Below are 20,274 nucleotides of genomic sequence, written 5' to 3' on the forward strand. Positions count from 1 at the left end.
CTCCGCCCCCGAAACTCCCGGGAGCTTGTCGGACGGATGTGCGATCCTGCGAAACATGCAGATCAGATCCGTCAGCCCGGTGTTCGTCGGACGCGACAAGGAGAGCGCCGCCCTGGACCGCGCACTCCGTGAGGCGGACGACGGCACCCCGCAGGCGGTACTCATCGGCGGCGAGGCGGGGGTGGGCAAGACCCGGCTGCTGGAAGAGGCACTCGCGCGTGCCGCCCGGGACACCGGCGCCCTCACCGTCGTCGGCGCCTGCGTGGAGGCGGGTGCCGACGGCCTGCCGTTCGCCCCCGTCTCCACACTGCTGCGCGGCCTGCACCGCCGGTTCGGTGACGAACTCACCCAGGCCGCCGCCGGATTCGGCGACGAACTGGCCCGGCTCCTGCCCGAACTGGGCGAGCCCACCGCCCTCCCCGCCCCGGCCGGCACCGAGGAGGGCCGCGGCCGGCTCTTCGAACTGACCGCGCGCCTGCTGGAAACCCTCGCCGGGACCCGCACCCTGGTCCTGGCCATCGAGGACCTGCACTGGTCGGACCGCTCCACCCGCGAACTGCTCAGCTACCTCTTCCGCTCCCTGCCGCGCGGCCGGGTCCTGCTGCTGATGACCTACCGCTCCGACGACATCCACCGCCGCCACCCGCTGCGGCCCTTCCTCGCCGAGCTGGACCGGCTGCGCACGGTGCGGCGGATCGAACTGGAGCGGTTCACCGTCGACGAGGTCCGCCGCCAGCTGGCCGGCATCCACGGCAGCGAACCCCGGGCCCGGGTGGTCGAGCAGGTCTACGCCCGCTCGGACGGCAACGCCTTCTTCGTCGAGGAGCTCGCGGGCTGCCTCAAGGGGGACGAGCCGCCCGGCATGATCAGCGACTCGGTGCGCGATCTGCTGCTGGTCCGGGTCGAGGCGCTGCCCGAGACCGTCCAGCGGGTGATCCGGATCGCCGCCAGGGGCGGCTCCCGGGTGGAACACGCCCTGCTGCGCGCGGTCGTCCCCGGCGACGAGGACGAGCTGATCGAGGCGCTGCGCACCGCCGTAGGCGCCAATCTGCTGCGGGTGGACGAGGACGACAGCTACCGCTTCCGGCACGCCCTGGTACGGGAGGCGGTCATCGACGACCTGCTGCCGGGTGAGCGGTCACGGCTCTCCCGCCGCTACGCGGAGGCGCTGGAGGCGGACCCGGCGCTGGTGTGCGCCGACGAACGCCCCGCCCGGCTGGCGGGGTTCTGGTACCAGGCCAACGACCCCGTCAAGGCGCTGCCCGCGACGCTGCGCGCGGCGGACGCGGCACGCGGCCGGCACGCGTACGCCGAGCAGCTGAGGATGCTGGATCGCGTCCTGGAACTGTGGGACAGCGTGCCGGCGGAGATCAGGACCGCGCAGCGCCCGGCGCGGGACGTGGAGTCGTACCCGCTGTGCGACTGTGTGGACGAGACCCTGGCCCACCTGGACCTGCTGGCCGAGATCACGCTGACCGCCCGGCTCGCGGGGGAGCCGGAGCGGGGCCTGTCGGTGGCCAGGCGGGCGCTGCGCATCATCGTGGAGCCGGAGCATCCGCTGCGCGCGGCGTGGTTCTGGAGCCAGACGTCACGGCTGCTGCGCCATCTGGCCCGGGGCACCGGCTGGGAGGAGCTCAAGCGGGCCCAGGCGCTGCTGGCCGGGTTCGACCCGTCCCCCACCCACGCCCATGTGCTGACCGAGGCCGCCACCTGGGGGGTGCTGTTCGACGCGGGGCCCGACGCGCTGGAGACGGCGCGGCAGGCCGTGGACCTGGCCCGCGCCATGGGCAACGAGGAGGCCGAACTGCACGCCCTGGTAAGTCTGGGCGGGCTGATGACCGAGACCGGCGCGGGCGAGGAGGGCATCGCCGTGATGCGGGCGGCGGCCGAGCGGGTGCAGGCCGGGCACCACGTCAACGTCTTCACCCGCAGCCACGTCAACCTCCAGTCGGTCCTGGAGACCGTGGGCCGTTCCCGGGAGTCCCTGGAGGTGGGCGAGGAGGCGCTGAAGCTCACCGACCGGTGGCGGCTGCGGCAGACCGCGGTGTGGCTGCACCGCAACCGCGGTGACGCGCTGTACTCCCTGGGCCGCTGGGACGACGCGGCGACGGCGGGGCGCACCGCCGCCGCCGACGCGGCGTCCCCGGTGAACCGCGCGCTGTCGGCCGAGTTCGTCGCCCAGGTGGCGCTGGCACGCGGCGAGTACGAGGTCGCGGAGGCCGAGATCGCGGTGATGACCGAGCAGTACAACGCGTACGACCGGTCGGTGCAGCACGCCCACCCGGCGGCCCGCTGCAAGCTGCTGCTCGCGGCGGCCCGGGGCCGGATCCTGGACGCGCGGGAACTGTTCGCCGCGGCCGTGGCGGCCGGGCTCGCGCCGGGCGCCGGCAGTTACACCTGGCCGTTGGTGCACGCGGCGGCGGTCGCCGAGGCGGACGCGGCCGGGGTGTCGGCCGCCGCACCCGGACGGGCGGAGGCGATCGGCCTGATCCGTACGTACGCGGCCGGGCTCCGCCGCCACTATCCGGTGTGGCAGGCCCACGCGGAGCTGGTCGAGGCGGAGCTGCGGCGGGCCGAGGGCACGGTGCGGGCGGCCGACTGGGCCGCGGTGATCGCCGCGCTGGAAGGGCTGGAGCGTCCCTACCTGCTCGCGCAGGCCCGCGCGCACGGCGCGGAGACACTGCTGGCGGACGGCGACCGCGAGGGCGCGGGCGCGCTGCTGATCCAGGCGTACGAGGCGGCCCGCGCCCTGGGTGCGGCACCGCTGATGCGCGGGGTCGAACTACTGGCCCAGCGCGCCCGGCTGCCGCTCGCTCCCGCCGCCGGCCCCGGGACGGCGGGGCGGGACGACCGGGGCCTGACCCGCCGCGAACGCGATGTGCTGGCCCTGGTGGCGGCCGGCCGCAGCAACCGCCAGATAGCGCAGGAGCTCTTCATCTCCCCGAAGACGGCCAGCGTCCATGTCTCCCACATCCTGGCCAAGCTGGAGGTGTCGGGCCGGGGGGAGGCGGCGGCGCTGGCGCACCGGCTGGGCCTGCTGACGGAGGAACGGGTCACCCCGGCCCGCTGACCCGCGGACCGCCGAGGGGGCCGTCCGGCTCTCCGCCGCCACGGGGCGGGGACATCATTCCCAAGAGCCCTGGGCCGCCGGCAGCGCCGCGATCTCCTTCAGGTCCAGCGGTGTCAGCCGGACCTCGTCGGCCGCCGCGTTCTCCCGCGCCCAGTGCTCCTGCTTGGTGCCGGGTATCGGTATCACGTGCCGCCCCTGCGCCAGCAGCCACGCCAGCGCCACCTGGGCGACCGTCGCCCCCTCGTGCCGGGCGGCCACCCGGCGCAGCCCCGCGACCAGCGGCTGGTTGGCCGCCATCATCTCCGCGGTGAAGCGCGGGTGCCGGGCCCGCAGGTCCTCCGGTTCGAAGCCGACGCCGGGCGTCAGCGTGCCGCTGAGGAAACCGTTCCCCAGCGGCATCGCCGCCAGCAGCCCGATCCCCCGCGCCTCGCACCACGGCAGCAGCCCGCGCAGCGCCTCGGGCGACCACACCGACAGCTCCGCCTGGACGGAGTTCACCGGGAACACCTGCTGGATCCGGCTGAGCACCCGCAGCGTGCGGTCGTACCGGTCAGGTGCCACCGCGCCGGCCCGCACGCCGCGCCCGTGCCGGCCGCGTGGCTCCAGCGCGCACAGCCCCAGCGCCCGCACCTTTCCGGCCGCCACCAGCTCGGCCATCGCCCCCCAGGTCTCCTCCACCGGCACCTCGGGATCGATCCGGTGCAGCTGGTACAGATCGATCACATCGGTCCGCAGCCGGCGCAGCGACGCGTCGCAGGCGCGCCTGATGTAGGAGGGGCGGCCGTTGGCCACGATGTGCCGCTCGCCGGCGAGCAGCCCGCACTTGGCGGCCAGGTACACCTCGTCCCTGCGTTCCTTCAGCACCCGGCCCAGCAGCAGTTCATTGGTGTACGGGCCGTACATGTCCGCGGTGTCCACCAGCGTGCACCCCGCGTCCAGCGCGGCCCGCACCGTCCGCAGCGAGCCCTGTCTGTCCCGCTGGGAGGCCGAATACGCCCAGCTCATCGGCATGCAGCCCAGACCGATGGCCCCTACCCGGACCGCCCCCGTGCCGATCGTCCTGTACCGCACCGAACCGTTCCTTCCCCACTGTGCCCCCGCTGTGCCCCGTCGTGCCCGGCCCCCGCCGTCCCGCCGTCCGCGTCCTCCAACGTAACCGGCGCGGCCGACAGCTTCGCCGGAAGGGCCGTCCAACGGCCGCGCGTAGCCTGGCGGTCATGACCACAGGAGATGTCTGGCTGCCCCTGCCACCCGCCGAACTGGCCCCCCTGCCCGCCTCGCTCACCTACGTCCACTGGAACGGCGAGGAGGAGTTCCCCGCCGACCCCGCCGACTGCGTGTTCTACACGGTGCCCTACATGAAGGGCCCCGAGGTCGCGGTGCGCCCGCTGCCGCACATGCCCCGGCTGCGCGTGGTGCAGACCCTGACGGCGGGCGTGGACCACATGCTGCCCGCCGTACCGGCGCTGCCCACCGGGGCCCTGCTGTGCAACGCCGGGCCGCTGCACAACACCTCGACCGCCGAACTCGCCCTCACCCTCACCCTGTCCGCGCTGCGCGGCGTCCCGAAGGCGGTGCGCGACCAGAGTGCCGAGCGCTGGGACACCCGGCTGTGGACCTCCCTGGCCGACCGGCGGGTGCTCATCGTCGGGTACGGCGGGATCGGCGCGGCCATCGAGGAACGGCTGCTGCCGTTCGAACCGGCCGAGGTGGTACGGGTCGCCGGCCGGGCCCGTACCTCCCCGCGCGGCCCGGTGCACGCCTCCACCGATCTGCCGGCGCTGCTGCCGGGGGCGGAGGTGGTGATCGTGGCGACGCCGCTGACCGAGGCGACCCGTGGTCTGGTCGGGGCGAAGTTCCTGGCCGCGCTGCCGGACGGCGCCCTGCTGGTGAATGTCTCACGCGGCGCGGTGGTGGACACCGAGGCGCTGCTGGCGGAGCTGGAGTCGGGCCGGCTGCTGGCCGCGCTCGATGTCACGGACCCCGAGCCGCTGCCCGCCGGGCATCCGCTGTGGCAGGCGCCGGGGGTGCTCATCACCCCGCATGTCGGTGGCCCCTCCACGGCTTTCAGGCCGCGTGCCGAACGTCTGGTCCGGGCCCAGCTGGAACGGTTCGCGGCGGGGGAGACCCCGAGTACGTGGTGGCCGAAGCCGAATAGATCACAGGAGTCACATCAATCACACAGTGAGATGAGTTCGCTACGCATCGTGCAGAGGGTCCCCCTCATTATTACTCTGGGTTGAATGCCTATGGCGCTGAGTGACGGTGCTGGTGTATCGTCCCTGCCGGGGAGAGTTCAGCGGAGCAGGGGGCGACAGGCGGATGCACGGTCCATGGACGAAATGCCGACTTCAGCACGGCCGCGGTACCGCGTGGCGGGCGAGCCGATGAGCACCGGGGACAGCACCGCGCCCCCGGCCGCCCCGCCACCGCGGCCCGCCCTGCTCGGCGGGCCACTGCCGCAGCTGGCGCTGGCCGCCCTGTGCGGGGCCTACGTGGTGGGCGCCGCGTTCGGCTGGGGAACGCCCCAGGCCGCCGCCTTCATGGGCGACTTCGGGCTCAGCGCCGCCGCCTGGCTCGCCAGCGGATCCTGCCTGTGGTACGCGCGCACCCGCGCCGGATCCCTGCGCCCTGCCTGGGTGCTGCTGGGGCTCTCCTCCGCCATGACGGGCCTGGGCAGCGCGATCTGGGGCTGGTACGAGGTGGTGCTGCGGGTCCCCGTCCCGCGCACCTCGGCCGCCGATCTGTGCTACCTGCTGTTCGCGCCGCTGGCCATCGTCGGCCTGCTGATGCTCGCCAAACGTCCGCTGAACCGCACCGGCTGGCTCTGTTTCGGCCTGGACGCCTGGCTGGTCGCCGGCTCGCTGCTGACGCTCACCTGGAGCGTGGCGCTGGTCCACACCGCCGAACGGCAGGGCGAGTCGGTGGCCAGGGCGGCGCTCGCCCTGGGCTACCCACTCCTGGACATCGCCCTGGTGTCCATGCTGCTGGTGCTGCACTTCCGGCGCGGCCCGGAACACCGCTCCGCGGTCAACATGGCGGTCGGCGGGCTCGCCGTCACGGTGCTGTGCGACGCCCTGTTCAGCTCCCCGATGCTGCGTGAGCACTACAGCTCGGGACAGTTGCTGGACGCCGGCTGGTTCGCCGGGTCCCTGCTGCTGGCGCTGGCCCCCTGGGTGTCGGGGCGGCCCGGGGAGGACGAGCGGCCCGGCGCGCGGGCGCCCCGGAGCACGGACGTCGCCGACGGCACCCCGGACGCCGGAGCCACCGCCCCCTCCACGCCCTCGCTCACCCCCCTCACCCCGTCCGCTCCGCTCGCCGCGGGCCCGCCCCTCGCCCCCGCGGCCCCCGTCGCCGCGCGTACGGGTGCCACCCTCCCGGAGGACGAGGACGGCGAGGGGTCGCCCGACCGGCTCGGCTCCTTCACCTCTCTGATGCCCTATCTCGCCGCCGCCGTCTGCTTCCTGAGTATCCTGCTCACCTACAACACCGGCGGCGGCCGGCCGGACCCGGTGGTGGTGGTCACCGCCGCCACCGTGGTGGTGGCGCTGCTGGCCCGGCAGGGCATCACCCTCATGGAGAACACGAAGCTCACGCGCGAACTGGCCCGGCAGGAGAATCATTTCCGTTCCCTCGTCCAGGGCTCCAGCGACGTGATCATGATCTCCGCCTCGGACGGCAAGCTCCGGTACGTCAGCCCGGCCGCCGCCGGAGTCTACGGACGGGACCCCGACCGGCTGATCGGCAAGCCGTTCCACAGCCTCATCCACCCCGAGGACGCCGACCGCGTGCTCTACGAGCTGTGCCGCTTCCTGGCCGCCGCCCCCGATGCCGAGCCGGCCACCCGCATCGAGTGCCGCATCCGGCACGGCGGCCCCGACGAACGGTGGATGCACATCGAGTCCACTGTCAACCGCCACCTCAACGGCCTCATCTTCAACAGCCGCGACGTCACCGACCGGGTACGCCTCCAGGAACAGCTGCGGCACAGCGCCTCCCACGACGCGCTCACCGATCTGCCCAACCGCGCCCTGTTCACCGAGCGCCTTCAGGCGGCGCTGGGCCAGGGCCCGGTGGCGGCCGGCGAGATCGCGGTGCTCTTCATCGACCTCGACGGCTTCAAGGCCGTCAACGACTCGATCGGCCACCAGGCGGGCGACGAACTGCTGGTCCGGGCCGCCCGGCGGCTGCGGGAGTCGGTACGCCAGGGCGATGTGACCGCGCGGCTGGGCGGGGACGAGTTCGCCGCGCTCATCACCGGGGACCCGGGCGCCGCCCCCGCCCCCCGCGAACAGCGCATGACGGAGATCGCCGAACGGGTGCGCGCCGCACTGTCCCGCCCTTACCACCTGCGCGAGGGCGAGGTGCGGGTGGCCGCCAGCATCGGCGTCGCCTTCGCCGAGCCGGGCAGCACCCCCGCCACCCTGATGCGCGACGCCGACCTGGCCATGTACCGCGCCAAACAGGCGGGCAAGGCCCGCGTCGAGTTCTACGCGCCCCACCTGCGCACCGAGGCGGTACGCCGCACCCAGCTCGCCGCACGGCTGCGCACCGCCCTGCACACCGGTGAGCTGACCCTGCTCCATCAGCCGGTCGTCACCCTGGCCGACGGCCGGATCGCCGCCCTCAGCGCCCAGGCCCGCCGGCGCTCCGCCCACGCGCCGCTGTCCACCCCGCTGGAGCACCTGCGCCCCCGCCGCGAGTACGGGCCCCCGTTCGCCCGCCTCACCGACCACCACGGCGGCGCCGACCGGTCCACGGACGTCACCCGCTGGCTGCTGGAGCAGGCCGTCGCCGAGGCCGGACGGCGGCACGCGGCGGGGCTGACCCTGCCGGTCAGCGTCCGGGTGCCCGCCGGCCGGCTCGCGGACCGGTCCCTGGGCGCCGGCGGCATCGAGGCACTCCTGGCCCAGCACGACCTGCCCGCCGAGGCCCTCGTCCTGGAGCTTCCCGAGTCCGGCCCCGCGCTCGCCGCGCCCGAACTGCGCCGCCGCCTGTCCGACCTCAGCCGGCTCGGCGTGGGCATCGCCCTGGACGGCTTCGGCGGGCCCGCCACCCCGCCCGCCGTGCTGCACCGGCTCCCCGTCGACCTCGTCCGCCTGGACCGCGAGCTCACCGAAGGGCTTGTGGACTCACCCTCCCTGCGCACCATCACCGCCGGACTGCTGCGGATGGCCGCGGACCTGGGCGTCCACACCCTGGCCGACGGCGTCGACCACCCCGACCTCGCCGCCACGCTGTGCGCCCTGGGATGCAGCCACGCCCAGGGCCCGGCCTTCGGCGAGCCCCTGGATCCGATCCGCCTGCACCGGCTGCTGGAGAGCGGCCGGGCGCCCCGGCCGTCCGGGGCGGCCACGGAGCCTGCCGCCGGTCTGGCCGCCGTTCCGGCCACCTTTCCGGCGCCCCGGCTGCACGGCCGCGCCGACCCGACCGCCGCCGGGCCCGCCCCGTCCCCGGTGGCGCCCACATAGTGAGACGTGGATTCCGCCCACTTGACACAGGGCCGCCCATAGGTGGAGGGTCATCACCATGCAGACCCGAATTCTCGTACTTGGACGGCGCGTCGGCTGACCCCGGGACACCCCCCGCGGACCAGCGACGCGCTCCCCTCGCATGCCATCCGGCACGGGGGGTTTTTTGTTGCACCGATACCGAGACCCGCACCCGCACCAGCGCATCACCCTCATCTCCGAGAAGAGAATGTCGATGACCGAACAGGCCACCGGGGCCCCCAAGCCGCAGCCACGGGCCCCCCGTGGCGGCAGCCAGCAGCCCGCCGCCACCGTCGAGCACGTCACGGGCGCCCAGGCGCTCATCCGCTCTCTCGAAGCGGTCGGCGCGGACACCGTATTCGGCATCCCCGGCGGCGCGATCCTCCCCGCCTACGACCCCATGATGGACTCGACCTCCGTGCGCCACATCCTGGTCCGCCACGAGCAGGGCGCGGGCCACGCAGCCACCGGCTACGCCCAGGCCACCGGCAAGGTCGGCGTGTGCATGGCCACCTCGGGCCCCGGCGCCACCAACCTGGTCACCCCCATCGCCGACGCCTACATGGACTCGGTGCCGCTGGTCGCCATCACCGGCCAGGTCGCCAGCTCCGTCATCGGCACCGACGCCTTCCAGGAAGCCGACATCTGCGGCATCACCACGCCCGTCACCAAGCACAACTTCCTGGTCACCGATCCCGCGGAGATCCCGCGCACCATCGCCGAGGCGTTCCACATCGCCGCCACCGGCCGCCCCGGACCCGTCCTGGTCGACATCGCCAAGGACGCCCTCCAGGCCCGCACCACCTTCAGCTGGCCGCCCGCCATCGACCTGCCCGGCTACCGCCCCGCCTCGCGCCCGCACGCCAAGCAGATCCGCGAGGCCGCCCGGCTGATCTCCGAGGCCAAGCGCCCCGTGCTGTACGTCGGCGGCGGAGTCCTCAAGGCCGGCGCCGCCCCCGAGCTGCTGGCCCTCGCCGAGCAGACCGGCGCCCCCGTCACCACCACCCTCATGGCCCTGGGCGCCTTCCCCGACAGCCACCCCCAGCACCTGGGCATGCCCGGCATGCACGGTTCGGTCGCCGCGGTCACCGCGCTCCAGAAGTCCGACCTGCTGATCACCCTCGGCGCCCGCTTCGACGACCGCGTCACCGGCCGCAGCGACTCCTTCGCCCCGCACGCCAAGGTCATCCACGCGGACATCGACCCCGCCGAGATCGGCAAGATCCGCATCGCCGACGTGCCGATCGTGGGCGACGCCAAGGACGTGCTGACCGACCTCGCCGCCGCCCTGCAGGCCGAGACCGAGGCCGGCCACCAGGGCGAGGCCGCCGCCACCCGCTACCGCGAATGGTGGCAGCTGCTCAACCGCTGGCGCGAGACGTACCCGCTGGGCTACGACCTCCCGCAGGACGGCTCGCTCTCCCCGCAGCAGGTCATCGAACGCATCGGCGCGCTGGCCCCCGAGGACACCATCTACACCTCGGGCGTGGGCCAGCACCAGATGTGGGCCGCCCACTTCCTCGCCTTCGAACGCCCCGGCACCTGGCTCAACTCCGGCGGCGCGGGCACCATGGGCTACGCCGTCCCCGCCGCGCTCGGCGCCAAGGCCGGCCGCCCCGAGTCCACCGTGTGGGCCATCGACGGCGACGGCTGCTTCCAGATGACCAATCAGGAACTGACCACCGCCGCCCTCAACGGCGCCCCCATCAAGGTCGCCGTCATCAACAACGGCGCGCTGGGCATGGTCCGCCAGTGGCAGACCCTCTTCTACAACCAGCGGTACTCCAACACCGTGCTGCGCGACGGTCCGGACGCCGACCCCACGGCCACCAGCCAGGGCACCCGGATCCCCGACTTCGTCAAACTCGCCGAAGCCATGGGCTGCGTCGGACTGCGCTGCGAGACACCCGAGCAGCTGGACGCGGTCATCGAGAAGGCCAACTCCATCAACGACCGCCCCGTCGTCGTGGACTTCATCGTCCACGAGGACGCCATGGTCTGGCCGATGGTCGCCGCCGGAACCTCCAACGACGAGGTCATGGCCGCCCGCGGGGTGCGCCCGGACTTCGGCGACGGGGACGACTGACCGACGAGAGCCACCGCCGTACAGGTAGAGGAACGAAGCCACCCATGTCCAAGCACACGCTCTCCGTCCTGGTCGAGAACAAGCCGGGGGTGCTCTCCCGCATCACCGCCCTGTTCTCCCGCCGCGGATTCAACATCGACTCCCTCGCCGTGGGCACCACCGAACACCCCGAGGTGTCCCGGATCACCATCGTGGTCAACGTCGAGGCCCTCCCCCTGGAACAGGTCACCAAGCAGCTCAACAAGCTGGTCAACGTCCTGAAGATCGTCGAACTCGACTCCGCGTCGGCGGTCACCAGGGAACTCGTTCTGGTGAAGGTCAGGGCCGACAACGACACCAGGTCCCAGATCGTGGAAATCGTGCAGCTCTTCCGCGCCAAGACCGTCGACGTCGCACCCGAGGCCGTCACCATCGAAGCCACCGGCAGCAGTGACAAACTCGAAGCCATGCTGCGCATGCTGGAGCCCTTCGGCATCAAGGAACTGGTGCAGTCCGGCACCATCGCCATAGGACGCGGAGCCCGGTCCATCACCGACCGCTCCCTGCGCGCCCTGGAGCGATCCGCCTAGCGGGAACCGGTCCGTACAGCGAGATCCGCACCCATCCCATCACCGCACCACCTACGGTGGACGCACGCCGCGACCGCCGCAGCAGGAACAACAAGGAGAAAACCGAAGTGGCCGAGCTGTTCTACGACGACGACGCCGACCTGTCCATCATCCAGGGCCGCAAGGTCGCGGTTCTCGGCTACGGCAGCCAGGGCCACGCCCACGCGCTGTCCCTGCGGGACTCGGGCGTCGACGTGCGCGTCGGTCTCCACGAGGGCTCGAAGTCCCGCGCCAAGGCCGAGGAGCAGGGCCTGCGCGTGACCACCCCCGCCGAGGCCGCCGCCGAGGCCGACGTCATCATGATCCTGGTCCCGGACCCGATCCAGGCCAAGGTCTACGAGGAGTCCGTGCGCGAGCACCTGAAGGACGGCGACGCGCTGTTCTTCGGCCACGGCTTCAACATCCGCTTCGGCTTCATCAAGCCCCCGGCCGGCGTCGACGTCTGCATGGTCGCCCCCAAGGGCCCCGGCCACCTGGTGCGCCGCCAGTACGAGGAAGGCCGCGGCGTGCCCTGCATCGCCGCCGTCGAGAACGACGCCACCGGCAACGCTTTCGCGCTCGCGCTCTCCTACGCCAAGGCCATCGGCGGCACCCGCGCCGGCGTCATCAAGACCACCTTCACCGAGGAGACCGAGACCGACCTCTTCGGTGAGCAGGCCGTGCTGTGCGGCGGCGCCTCCGCGCTGGTGAAGGCCGGCTTCGAGACGCTGGTCGAGGCCGGTTACCAGCCGGAGATCGCGTACTTCGAGTGCCTGCACGAGCTGAAGCTCATCGTGGACCTCATGTATGAGGGCGGCCTGGGCAAGATGCGCTGGTCCATCTCGGAGACCGCCGAGTGGGGCGACTACGTCACCGGCCCGCGGATCATCACCGAGGACACCAAGGCCGAGATGCGCCGCGTGCTGGCCGACATCAAGGACGGCACCTTCGCCAACAACTGGATGGCGGAGTACAACGCCGGTCTGCCCAAGTACAACGAGTACAAGAAGGCGGACGAGGACCACCTGCTGGAGACCACGGGCCGTGACCTGCGCAAGCTGATGAGCTGGGTCGACGACCAGGACTGAGCGGATCGGCACGGCCGCGGCGCAGGTCCCACCCCGACCCCGCCGCGGCCCGCCCCGTTCCACCTCGTGTCGCCCCGTACCACCCCCCGTTCGCGGGGATTCGCTCGATCGAGCGGCCGCCCCGGCCAACCCGTCCCGTGGCGGCACCGCGCCGAATACACTGCACCCAGCACCAAGCGCGTCACAGGCTCACAGCGTCGTGCGTCTCCACGCGGCTGCCTACTCCACCGCCTCGGCCGTCGGGACGCGGCCTTCCGCAAAGGACAGTGAGACCCAGTGAGCAAGCCCGCCGTACTCATCGCCGAAGAGCTTTCCCCCGCCACCGTCGAAGCGCTGGGCCCGGACTTCGACATCCGGCACTGTGACGGCGCGGACCGCGCACAGCTGCTGAGCGCCATCGCCGATGTCGACGCCATCCTCATCCGCAGCGCCACCAAGGTCGACGCCGAGGCCATCGCCGCGGCCCGCAAGCTGCGGGTGGTCGCCCGCGCCGGGGTCGGCCTGGACAACGTGGACGTGGCCGCCGCCACCAAGGCCGGCGTCATGGTCGTCAACGCCCCGACCTCCAACATCATCACCGCCGCCGAGCTCGCCTGCGGCCTGCTGGTCGCCACCGCGCGCCACATCCCGCAGGCCAACACCGCCCTGAAGAACGGCGAGTGGAAGCGCAGCAAGTACACCGGCGTCGAACTGTCCGAGAAGACCCTCGGCGTGGTGGGCCTGGGCCGCATCGGTGTCCTGGTCGCACAGCGGATGGCCGCCTTCGGCATGAAGATCGTCGCCTACGACCCCTACGTGCAGCCCGCCCGCGCCGCACAGATGGGCGTCAAGCTCCTCCCGCTCGACGAACTCCTGGAGATCTCGGACTTCATCACCGTCCACCTGCCCAAGACCCCCGAGACGCTGGGCCTGATCGGCGACGAGGCGCTGCACAAGGTGAAGCCCTCCGTGCGGATCGTCAACGCCGCCCGTGGCGGCATCGTCGACGAGAGCGCCCTGCTGTCCGCCCTCAAGGAGGGCCGGGTGGCCGGCGCGGGCCTGGACGTCTACTCCAGCGAACCCTGCACGGACTCCCCGCTGTTCGAGTTCGACAGCGTCGTGTGCACCCCGCACCTGGGGGCCTCCACCGGTGAGGCCCAGGAGAAGGCCGGCATCTCGGTGGCCCGTTCGGTACGCCTGGCGCTGGCCGGCGAGCTGGTCCCGGACGCGGTCAACGTGCAGGGCGGTGTGATCGCCGAGGACGTACGCCCCGGGCTGCCGCTCGCCGAGAAGCTCGGGCGGATCTTCACCGCGCTGGCGGGCGAGGTCGCCATGCGGCTCGACGTCGAGGTGCGCGGCGAGATCACCCAGCACGACGTGAAGGTCCTGGAGCTCTCCGCGCTCAAGGGCGTCTTCGAGGACGTCGTCGCCGAGACGGTCTCCTACGTCAACGCCCCGCTGTTCGCGCAGGAGCGCGGCGTGGAGGTGCGGCTCACCACCAGCTCCGAGTCGCCCGACCACCGCAACCTGATCACCGTGCGCGGCACCCTCACCGGCGGTGAGACCGTGGCGGTCTCCGGCACCCTGGCCGGCCCCAAGCATCAGCAGAAGATCGTCGGCATCGGCGAGCACACCGTGGACCTGGCCCTCGCCGACCACATGGCCTTCCTGCGCTACACGGACCGCCCCGGCGTCGTCGGCACCCTCGGCCGCATCCTGGGCGAGTCCGCGATCAACATCGCCGGGATGCAGGTGGCACGCGCCGAGGAGGGCGGCGAGGCCCTCATCGCGCTCACCCTGGACGAGACCGTCTCCACGCAGGTGCTCGCGGAGATCGCCCAGGAGATCGGCGCCACCTCCGCGCGCGGCGTCAACCTCACCGACTGACGGCACGGACCGGCCGAAAGCACCCACCGCGGCGCGGCCGGCGGGCCACACCGGCCCGCCGGCCGCGCCGCGCGTGATCAGCCGTTGGGGAGAATCACCGCGCGGCCCTTGATCTTGCCCTGGTGCAGACGTTCATAGGCGCGCGGTGCCTCGTCGAGACCGTAGGTCTCCACCGTCACCTCGACGGCGCCCGCCCGCGCCAGTTCCAGCACCTCGATCAGCTCACCGCGGCTGCCCCAGTACGGCGCGGAGACCGTCACCTCGAACGCGGTGGAGCCGATCCCCACCGGCAGGGCACCGCCCGCGATGCCGACGATCGTCACATCCGCCTCCACCGCCGCCATCGCCCCCGCCGCCGTCACGGTGGGCTGCGCCCCCACGAAGTCGAACACCGCCTGGGCACCGAGGCCGCCGGTCAGCTCCCGTACCCGTTCGGCCGCCCGCTCGTCCGACAGCAGCGCCTCGTGCGCCCCCACCTCCCGCGCCAGCTCCAGCTTCTCCTGCGCCACGTCCAGCGCGACCACCCGGGCCGGGCTCAGCGCCCGCAGCAGCTGGATGGCCACATGGCCGAGCCCGCCGGTGCCGATCACCACCGCCGTGCTGCCGGGCACCAGTTTGGGCAGCGAACGCTTGATGGCGTGGTACGGGGTCAGGCCGGCGTCCGTCAGCGGCACGGTGGTCACCGGGTCCAGATCGCCGAGCGGCACCAGGAAGCGGGAGTCGTCGATCAGGAGGTACTCCGCGATGGCGCCGGGCGCGCCGAGCCCCGGCGGGAAGATCCCCAGTTCGGCGGCGCGGGTGCAGTAGTTCTCCTTGCCGTGGGCGCACTTGGCGCAGCGACCGCAGCCCTGTGGCCCGTACACGGCGACCGAGTCGCCCTCGGTGAGCCCGGTGACGCCCTCGCCGAGTGCCGCCACCACCCCCGCGCCCTCGTGGCCGAGCGTCTGTGGCAGCGCGTAGGGAAAGTTCTCGGCCGGCCACTCCATGACGGCGATGTCCGAGTGGCACACCCCGGCCGCCGACACCTTCAGCAGCACCTGTCCCGGCCCCGGCTCGGGGTCGGGAACGGTGACCACCTGCGGCGCGGCACCGATCTCCCGGTACTGCACGGCTCTCATGCCGGACCTCCTCGACTGCGCCGGACCCGTCCTCCCACGGTCGGGCCGGGCGCGTACCGGCGCAACCCGTACGGACGCGCACGGGCCCGCGCCGCCCGGTGACCCACCGGGCGGCGCGGGCCCGTGAGGCGTCAGCCGCCGGCCAGCTCGAAGGCGTACTCGGGGGAGAACTGCCCGGCCGGCCCGGCGCAGCCGTCCAGCTCACCCGGGCGCTTGATCCACAGGTAGGCGTCCACCCGCGCGCTGCCGGTGTTCACGGTCGGGCTCTCGCCGACCAGTCGCCCGACCGGGTCGCACCACTCGCTGCCGCGCGGCCCGTTGCCGTTGCGGCTGGTGTCGATGACGGCCTGGAGAGCGGGGTCGCCGAGCTGCCCGAGGACCGCCTCGGCGAACGCCGTCTCGTCCGCGGTGGTGCGGTAGTTCGAGGTGTTGGTGTAGATGCCGTCGCCCTGGGCCACCGCACCGGCGTCGCGCAGCCGCTGGGCGATCACCGAGGGGCTGTGCCAGCCGGAGTGCCCGGCGTCGAAGTACACCCGGGCCTGCGGGTTGGCGGCGTGGATGATGCCGGCCGCCTCGCCGAGCGCGGAGAACCGCTGGGCGATCTGACTGTCGTCCAGGCAGTCGGTCAGCGCGATCGCGTCCGGCTCCAGGATGACCACCACGGGATCCGAGCCGAGGCCGGCCGCGAAGCCCTGCGTCCAGCCGAGGTAGCTGGGGAAGTCGGGCGCGCCGCCGCCGGAGGCGCCGCCGCAGTCCCGGTCGGGCAGCACGTACGGCACCAGGACCGGTACCTCGCCGGCCGCCGCGGCGGGGCCGGTGACCGCGGCGACGTCCTGGGTCACCGAGTCCGGCTGGTAGGTGGCGAACCAGATGCCCTGCGGCTGGTCGGCGATGCGCTCTTCGATCAGCTGCCGCCGGGCGTCGCCCGGGTTGGCGGCGACCCAGTCGTGGACGGCGCCGGGGTGGTTGTGGAAGACGGTGCCGGCCGGCAGCCCGGCGGCGTCCTCGCGCGAAGTCTCCTGCGGCGCCGTGCCCTGGGCGGGGGCGAGCGGGCCGAAGGACAGCAGACCGCTCAGGGCCGCGGCCGCGGCGGCGAACAGCAGCCGGGGCCGGGTGCGGGATCGTGCGTGGGGGGTGTGGGGGGTGCGCACGTGAATCGTTCCTCTCACAACGAGGGGATGGAAAGGGGTCACGGTGGGGGACGCAGGGCCGATGGGAGCGCTCCCAAGGGCGCTGTCGAAGCTAGCGGCTCGGGCGGCTTCCGTAAACCGTGCCCGCAGCCCCTCCCGGCGAACGCGCTGCGCCGTCCGGGTGGCCGGCCGGGCGGGGCTGGCCGCGCGGCGCCGGGGCGCGCCCGATCATGGGCCTGCCGGAGTGCCGAGACTGGGGAGTGACGCATCGTGACCACCACCACGCGGCGCGGGGCGCGCGCTCTGCGGGCGACGCTGCTGCTTCCCCTGCTGCTGACCGCCTGCTCGTCCTCCCTGGGGGACGCCGACCGGGTCGCCGAGGAGACCAGCGCGTCCCCGAGCCCCGCCCCGTCCCCGTCCATCGACCCGGCGGACTTCGTCGACGAGATCGACAACCCGTACCTCCCGCTGGCCCCCGGCACCGGCCACCACTTCGACGGCAGCTGCACCCACGGGAACCAGACGATGGAGACCGAGGTGACCCAGGACCGCGAGAACATCCTCGGCGTCTCGACCCTGGTGGTCCGCGAGCGGCAGCACTGCCAGGGGGAACAGCCCACCGAGCTGCGGCACTTCTACGCCCAGGACGAGGGCGGCAACGTCTGGTACTTCGGCCGCGACACCGGCACCGCGCACGGCAGCTGGCGGGCGGGCATGGACGGTGCCCAGCCCGGCGTGGTCATGCTGGCCGAACCGATGGTGGGCGAGATCTACCAGCAGCAGTTCGCCCCCGGCGTCGCGGAGAACGAGGCCAAGGTGGTCAGCCTGAACGAGGACCTGGCGATCAGCCTGGGGCGGTTCAGCGAGGTGCTGAAGATCCGGGAGACAAGTCGGCTGGACCCCGAGGTGATCACCGAGAAGTACTACGGCAAGGAGCTGGGGCTCATCCGCTCCCAGCGGGTCCAGGGCGGCGACGACAACCTGGAGCTCGCGGACATCACCGGCGTCGACTGACGGACGGCCCCCCGCCGGCCGTCACCGCGCGCAGCCAGGCGCCGACGCCGGCGAAGTCCGCAGCCGTGAGGCCCACCCCGGCGTCGACACGGTGGAGATGCGCCGGCCCCGGATGGTGCGCCGCCACCCACTCCCGGTCGCGCCAGGTGATCTCGTCGTCCAGCCAGACGAACGGCCGCCCGGCCGCCGTCTCGACCAGTGTCCGGGTCTTCCAGTGCAGAGGGCCGGTCCCGGGCTCCCGTGACGCGTCCGGCAGCTCGCACACGGGAAGCTCCGGCAGGCCCAGCAGCGGAGCGATCACCTCGTTGGCTTCCTCCATCCATGTGGTGGCCCACACCAGCACGCAGGGCAGCTCCAGCAGCCGCTGGCCGTCCGCCCGGTTGAGCTTGGCCAGCTGCGGATTGCCCGGGTGCGGCAGGTCCTGCGATTTCTCGCCGGCCGGTGGCAGCCGGTCCCCGCCGAAGGGCAGGAGCGTTCCGTCGATGTCCAGGAAGAGGAGCGGGAGCCCCGGGTGCTCGGTCATCGCCGCACGGTACCGGCTTCCGCGCCGGGCTGTCCGCCGCCCGAGGTGGCCCTCGGGGACCGGCCCGCGGCCGTCATCCGGCGTCCCGCAGGCGGGCCGCCTTCAGGGCCAGGTGGAGAAGGAGCCGGTGTTCGCCGTCGGCCAGGTCCAGGCCGGTGAGTGCCTCGACCCGGGTGAGGCGGTAGTAGAGGGTCTGCCGGTGTATGCCCAGGGCGTTGGCGGTGCGGGCGGGGGAGCCGGCCTGGTCCAGGAAGATCTCGGCGGTGCGGGCCAGCTCCCGGTGGGCCGGGGCCAGCAGCGGTGCCACGGCCGGGTCGGGGGCGGCCTGCGGAAGGGTGGTGAGCAGCCGGTAGGGGCCGATCGCGTTCCAGGAGGCGATGGGTCCCAGCGCCGGTTCGGCCCGCGCGGCCCGCGCCGCGCCCAGCGCCTCCCGCCAGGCGGCGGGCAGCTCCGCCGCCACCGGACGGTCCGCGCCGATGCCCACCGCCACCTCGGGACCGCACAGCCGACCGGCCACCGCCCGCGCCGAGGCCGGACGGACCAGCGCCGCCAGGGTGCCCTCCAGCGCGCACAGCGCCAGCGCCCCGGGCAGCGCGGGGGTGCCGTCGTTCCAGGGGAGCGCCGCGACCATGGTGAGCGGCCCGGTGCCCGCCGGGCCGAGCGCCTCCGTCAGCTCCCCGGCCGCGGCCTCCCGCTGCGGAGAGGTCAGCAGGGTGTGCAGCAGCGCCCCGAGCCGGCCGCCGAGCCCGGCCGAGCGGGCGAGCAGGCTGCCGATGCGTTCCGCCGTGGCCTGGGCATCGGCCAGCCGCACGTCGGTCAGCTCCAGCGCGCCGTCGTCGACCAGCCAGATGTACCCGTACACCACCCCGTGGTGCCGGGCGGGCAGACAGATCCGCCCCGTGCGCACCCCGGCCGCCGGGTCGGGCGGGATGCGCACCGGGCCGCGCGCCCTGGCGATGCCGAACCGCTCGAACCAGGCCCGTACCTCCACCGAGGAGCGCCGGTGCAGGATCGAGCGGGTGCGCACCGGGTCCATCACCCGGTCGTCCGCGCTGTCGTGGGCACCGAACGCGATCAGCGCGAAGTCGCGGCCCTCCAGCGTCGCCGGGGTGCCCAGACGTGCCGAGACCTCATCGATCAGCTCCTGGTAATCGGGTTCCACCCGGCCTCCCGTCCCTCTCCCGCCGTCTCCGCGTCGCATCCGGCCGCCGTTGCGCGCACCATTCTCATACAGATGTCTGACGCGGGTGCCCCCGGCGGCAGACATCTGTTGATAGCCCGTGGGCCGGGCGCTGCCTAGGTTGCGGATAACTGAGTTCTTCCTGGTATCCGGAGGTGAGGTGCCCGTGCTGGGACCCGTGCTTCTCGCGGCCGCGCGCAGCGATGTCATCCGGCGGGCCGTCTCCGCCACCCCGCTGACCCGCCCGGTGGTGGACCGTTTCGTGGCCGGCGAGCGGCTCGACCAGTCGCTGACGGCGGTGCGGGAGCTGGCGGGCGCCGGGCTCGCGGTCACCCTGGACCATCTCGGCGAGGACGTCACCGACAAGGCGCAGGTGGTCCGCGCCCGGGACGCCTATCTGGCGCTGCTGGAGGCCCTGCGCGCGGAGGGCCTGGGGGAGCGGGCCGAGCTGTCGCTGAAGCTGTCCGCCTTCGGGCTGCGGCTGCCGGGCGGTGGCGAGGAGTTCGCGCACCGCGCGGTGGAGCCGGTGGTGGCGGCCGCCGCCGAGGCCGGGACCATGGTGACCCTCGACATGGAGGACCACACGGCGGTCGACGGCACCCTCACCGTGCTGGGCGCGCTGCGCGGCCGGTTCCCGCGGACCGGTGTGGCCGTGCAGTCCTACCTGTACCGCACCGAGGACGACTGCCGGGCGCTGGCCGCCACCGGCTGCCGGGTTCGGCTGGTCAAGGGCGCCTACCGGGAGCCCGCCTCCGTGGCGCACCAGGACAGGCGGCAGGTGGATCTCGCCTATGTGCGGGCCCTGCGCATCCTGCTGACCGGCGGCGGCTATCCGATGATCGCCACCCATGACCCGCGGCTGATCGCGATCGCCGAGGAGCTCGCGCGGCGGCTGGAGCGCGCCCCCGACAGCTACGAGTTCCAGATGCTGTACGGGATCCGTACCGAGGAGCAGCTGCGGCTGGCCCGCGCCGGGCATCTGATGCGCGTGTACGTCCCGTACGGCACCGACTGGTACGGCTACTTCATGCGCCGGCTCGCCGAGCGGCCCGCCAATCTCGGCTTCTTCGCCCGTTCCCTGCTGACCCGGGGCTGAGTGCCCCGCCTCTTTCCGAAGGAG

General features: G+C 73.2%; 14 protein-coding genes. 9 read left to right on the forward strand and 5 right to left on the reverse strand.

Annotated elements, in window-relative coordinates:
* Positions 1 to 55 precede the first annotated feature (55 nt).
* Complete coding sequence (locus SXIM_RS21400) at positions 56 to 3,070, forward strand: helix-turn-helix transcriptional regulator (protein ID WP_046724909.1); 3,015 nt, start codon at positions 56 to 58, stop codon at positions 3,068 to 3,070.
* Positions 3,071 to 3,124: 54 nt separating this feature from the next.
* Here SXIM_RS21400 and SXIM_RS21405 read toward each other — a convergent pair whose 3' ends face one another.
* A complete protein-coding gene (locus SXIM_RS21405) occupies positions 3,125 to 4,141 on the reverse strand; it encodes an aldo/keto reductase (RefSeq protein WP_030738872.1) in 1,017 nt (338 codons plus the stop codon).
* A gap of 146 nt (positions 4,142 to 4,287) precedes the next feature.
* On the opposite strand from SXIM_RS21405, the gene SXIM_RS21410 reads away from it, so the two are divergent.
* From SXIM_RS21410 to serA, 6 genes are all read left to right on the forward strand, one after another.
* Entirely contained in the window at positions 4,288 to 5,313 is a 1,026-nt protein-coding gene (locus SXIM_RS21410) for a 2-hydroxyacid dehydrogenase (RefSeq protein ID WP_078847000.1), read from the forward strand.
* Positions 5,314 to 5,412: 99 nt separating this feature from the next.
* On the forward strand, positions 5,413 to 8,541 hold the full coding sequence (locus tag SXIM_RS21415) for a putative bifunctional diguanylate cyclase/phosphodiesterase (RefSeq protein WP_425473474.1): 3,129 nt from the start codon (positions 5,413 to 5,415) through the stop codon (positions 8,539 to 8,541).
* Positions 8,542 to 8,776: 235 nt separating this feature from the next.
* Positions 8,777 to 10,648: an acetolactate synthase large subunit gene (locus SXIM_RS21420; RefSeq protein WP_030738879.1), complete on the forward strand. Its 1,872-nt coding sequence runs from the start codon at positions 8,777 to 8,779 to the stop codon at positions 10,646 to 10,648.
* Between the two features lie 44 nt (positions 10,649 to 10,692).
* Complete coding sequence (ilvN, locus tag SXIM_RS21425) at positions 10,693 to 11,217, forward strand: acetolactate synthase small subunit (RefSeq protein ID WP_019434252.1); 525 nt, start codon at positions 10,693 to 10,695, stop codon at positions 11,215 to 11,217.
* Between the two features lie 107 nt (positions 11,218 to 11,324).
* On the forward strand, positions 11,325 to 12,323 hold the full coding sequence (ilvC, locus tag SXIM_RS21430; protein ID WP_030738882.1) for a ketol-acid reductoisomerase: 999 nt from the start codon (positions 11,325 to 11,327) through the stop codon (positions 12,321 to 12,323).
* Between the two features lie 276 nt (positions 12,324 to 12,599).
* The gene (gene serA / locus SXIM_RS21435) at positions 12,600 to 14,189 is read left to right on the forward strand and encodes a phosphoglycerate dehydrogenase (RefSeq protein WP_030738885.1); all 1,590 of its coding nucleotides are present in this window, start codon (positions 12,600 to 12,602) and stop codon (positions 14,187 to 14,189) included.
* A gap of 77 nt (positions 14,190 to 14,266) precedes the next feature.
* Here serA and SXIM_RS21440 read toward each other — a convergent pair whose 3' ends face one another.
* Together SXIM_RS21440 and SXIM_RS21445 are read right to left on the reverse strand one after the other, a co-directional pair.
* The gene (locus SXIM_RS21440) at positions 14,267 to 15,307 is read right to left on the reverse strand and encodes an NAD(P)-dependent alcohol dehydrogenase (RefSeq protein ID WP_030738888.1); all 1,041 of its coding nucleotides are present in this window, start codon (positions 15,305 to 15,307) and stop codon (positions 14,267 to 14,269) included.
* Positions 15,308 to 15,438: 131 nt separating this feature from the next.
* A complete protein-coding gene (locus SXIM_RS21445) occupies positions 15,439 to 16,458 on the reverse strand; it encodes a glycoside hydrolase family 6 protein (protein ID WP_053116273.1) in 1,020 nt (339 codons plus the stop codon).
* A 249-nt stretch (positions 16,459 to 16,707) separates the two neighbouring features.
* Between SXIM_RS21445 and SXIM_RS21450 the strand changes: the two genes are divergently transcribed.
* Entirely contained in the window at positions 16,708 to 17,451 is a 744-nt protein-coding gene (locus tag SXIM_RS21450; protein WP_046724911.1) for a hypothetical protein, read from the forward strand.
* On the opposite strand, the gene SXIM_RS21455 is transcribed toward SXIM_RS21450, so the two are convergent.
* Positions 17,435 to 17,974 carry an HAD domain-containing protein gene (locus tag SXIM_RS21455; RefSeq protein ID WP_030738898.1) on the reverse strand — a complete coding sequence of 180 codons (540 nt, stop codon included), beginning with the start codon at positions 17,972 to 17,974 and terminating at the stop codon, positions 17,435 to 17,437. The two genes, SXIM_RS21450 and SXIM_RS21455, sit on opposite strands and share 17 nt — an antisense overlap.
* A gap of 73 nt (positions 17,975 to 18,047) precedes the next feature.
* Positions 18,048 to 19,136 carry a PucR family transcriptional regulator gene (locus tag SXIM_RS21460; protein WP_030738901.1) on the reverse strand — a complete coding sequence of 363 codons (1,089 nt, stop codon included), beginning with the start codon at positions 19,134 to 19,136 and terminating at the stop codon, positions 18,048 to 18,050.
* Positions 19,137 to 19,320: 184 nt separating this feature from the next.
* Here SXIM_RS21460 and SXIM_RS21465 point away from each other — a divergent pair, with 184 nt between their 5' ends.
* Positions 19,321 to 20,250: a proline dehydrogenase family protein gene (locus tag SXIM_RS21465; RefSeq protein WP_046725835.1), complete on the forward strand. Its 930-nt coding sequence runs from the start codon at positions 19,321 to 19,323 to the stop codon at positions 20,248 to 20,250.
* Positions 20,251 to 20,274 lie beyond the last annotated feature (24 nt).

Origin of the sequence: Streptomyces xiamenensis (assembly GCF_000993785.3) — a bacterium.
Classification (GTDB): Bacteria; Actinomycetota; Actinomycetes; order Streptomycetales; family Streptomycetaceae; genus Streptomyces; species Streptomyces xiamenensis.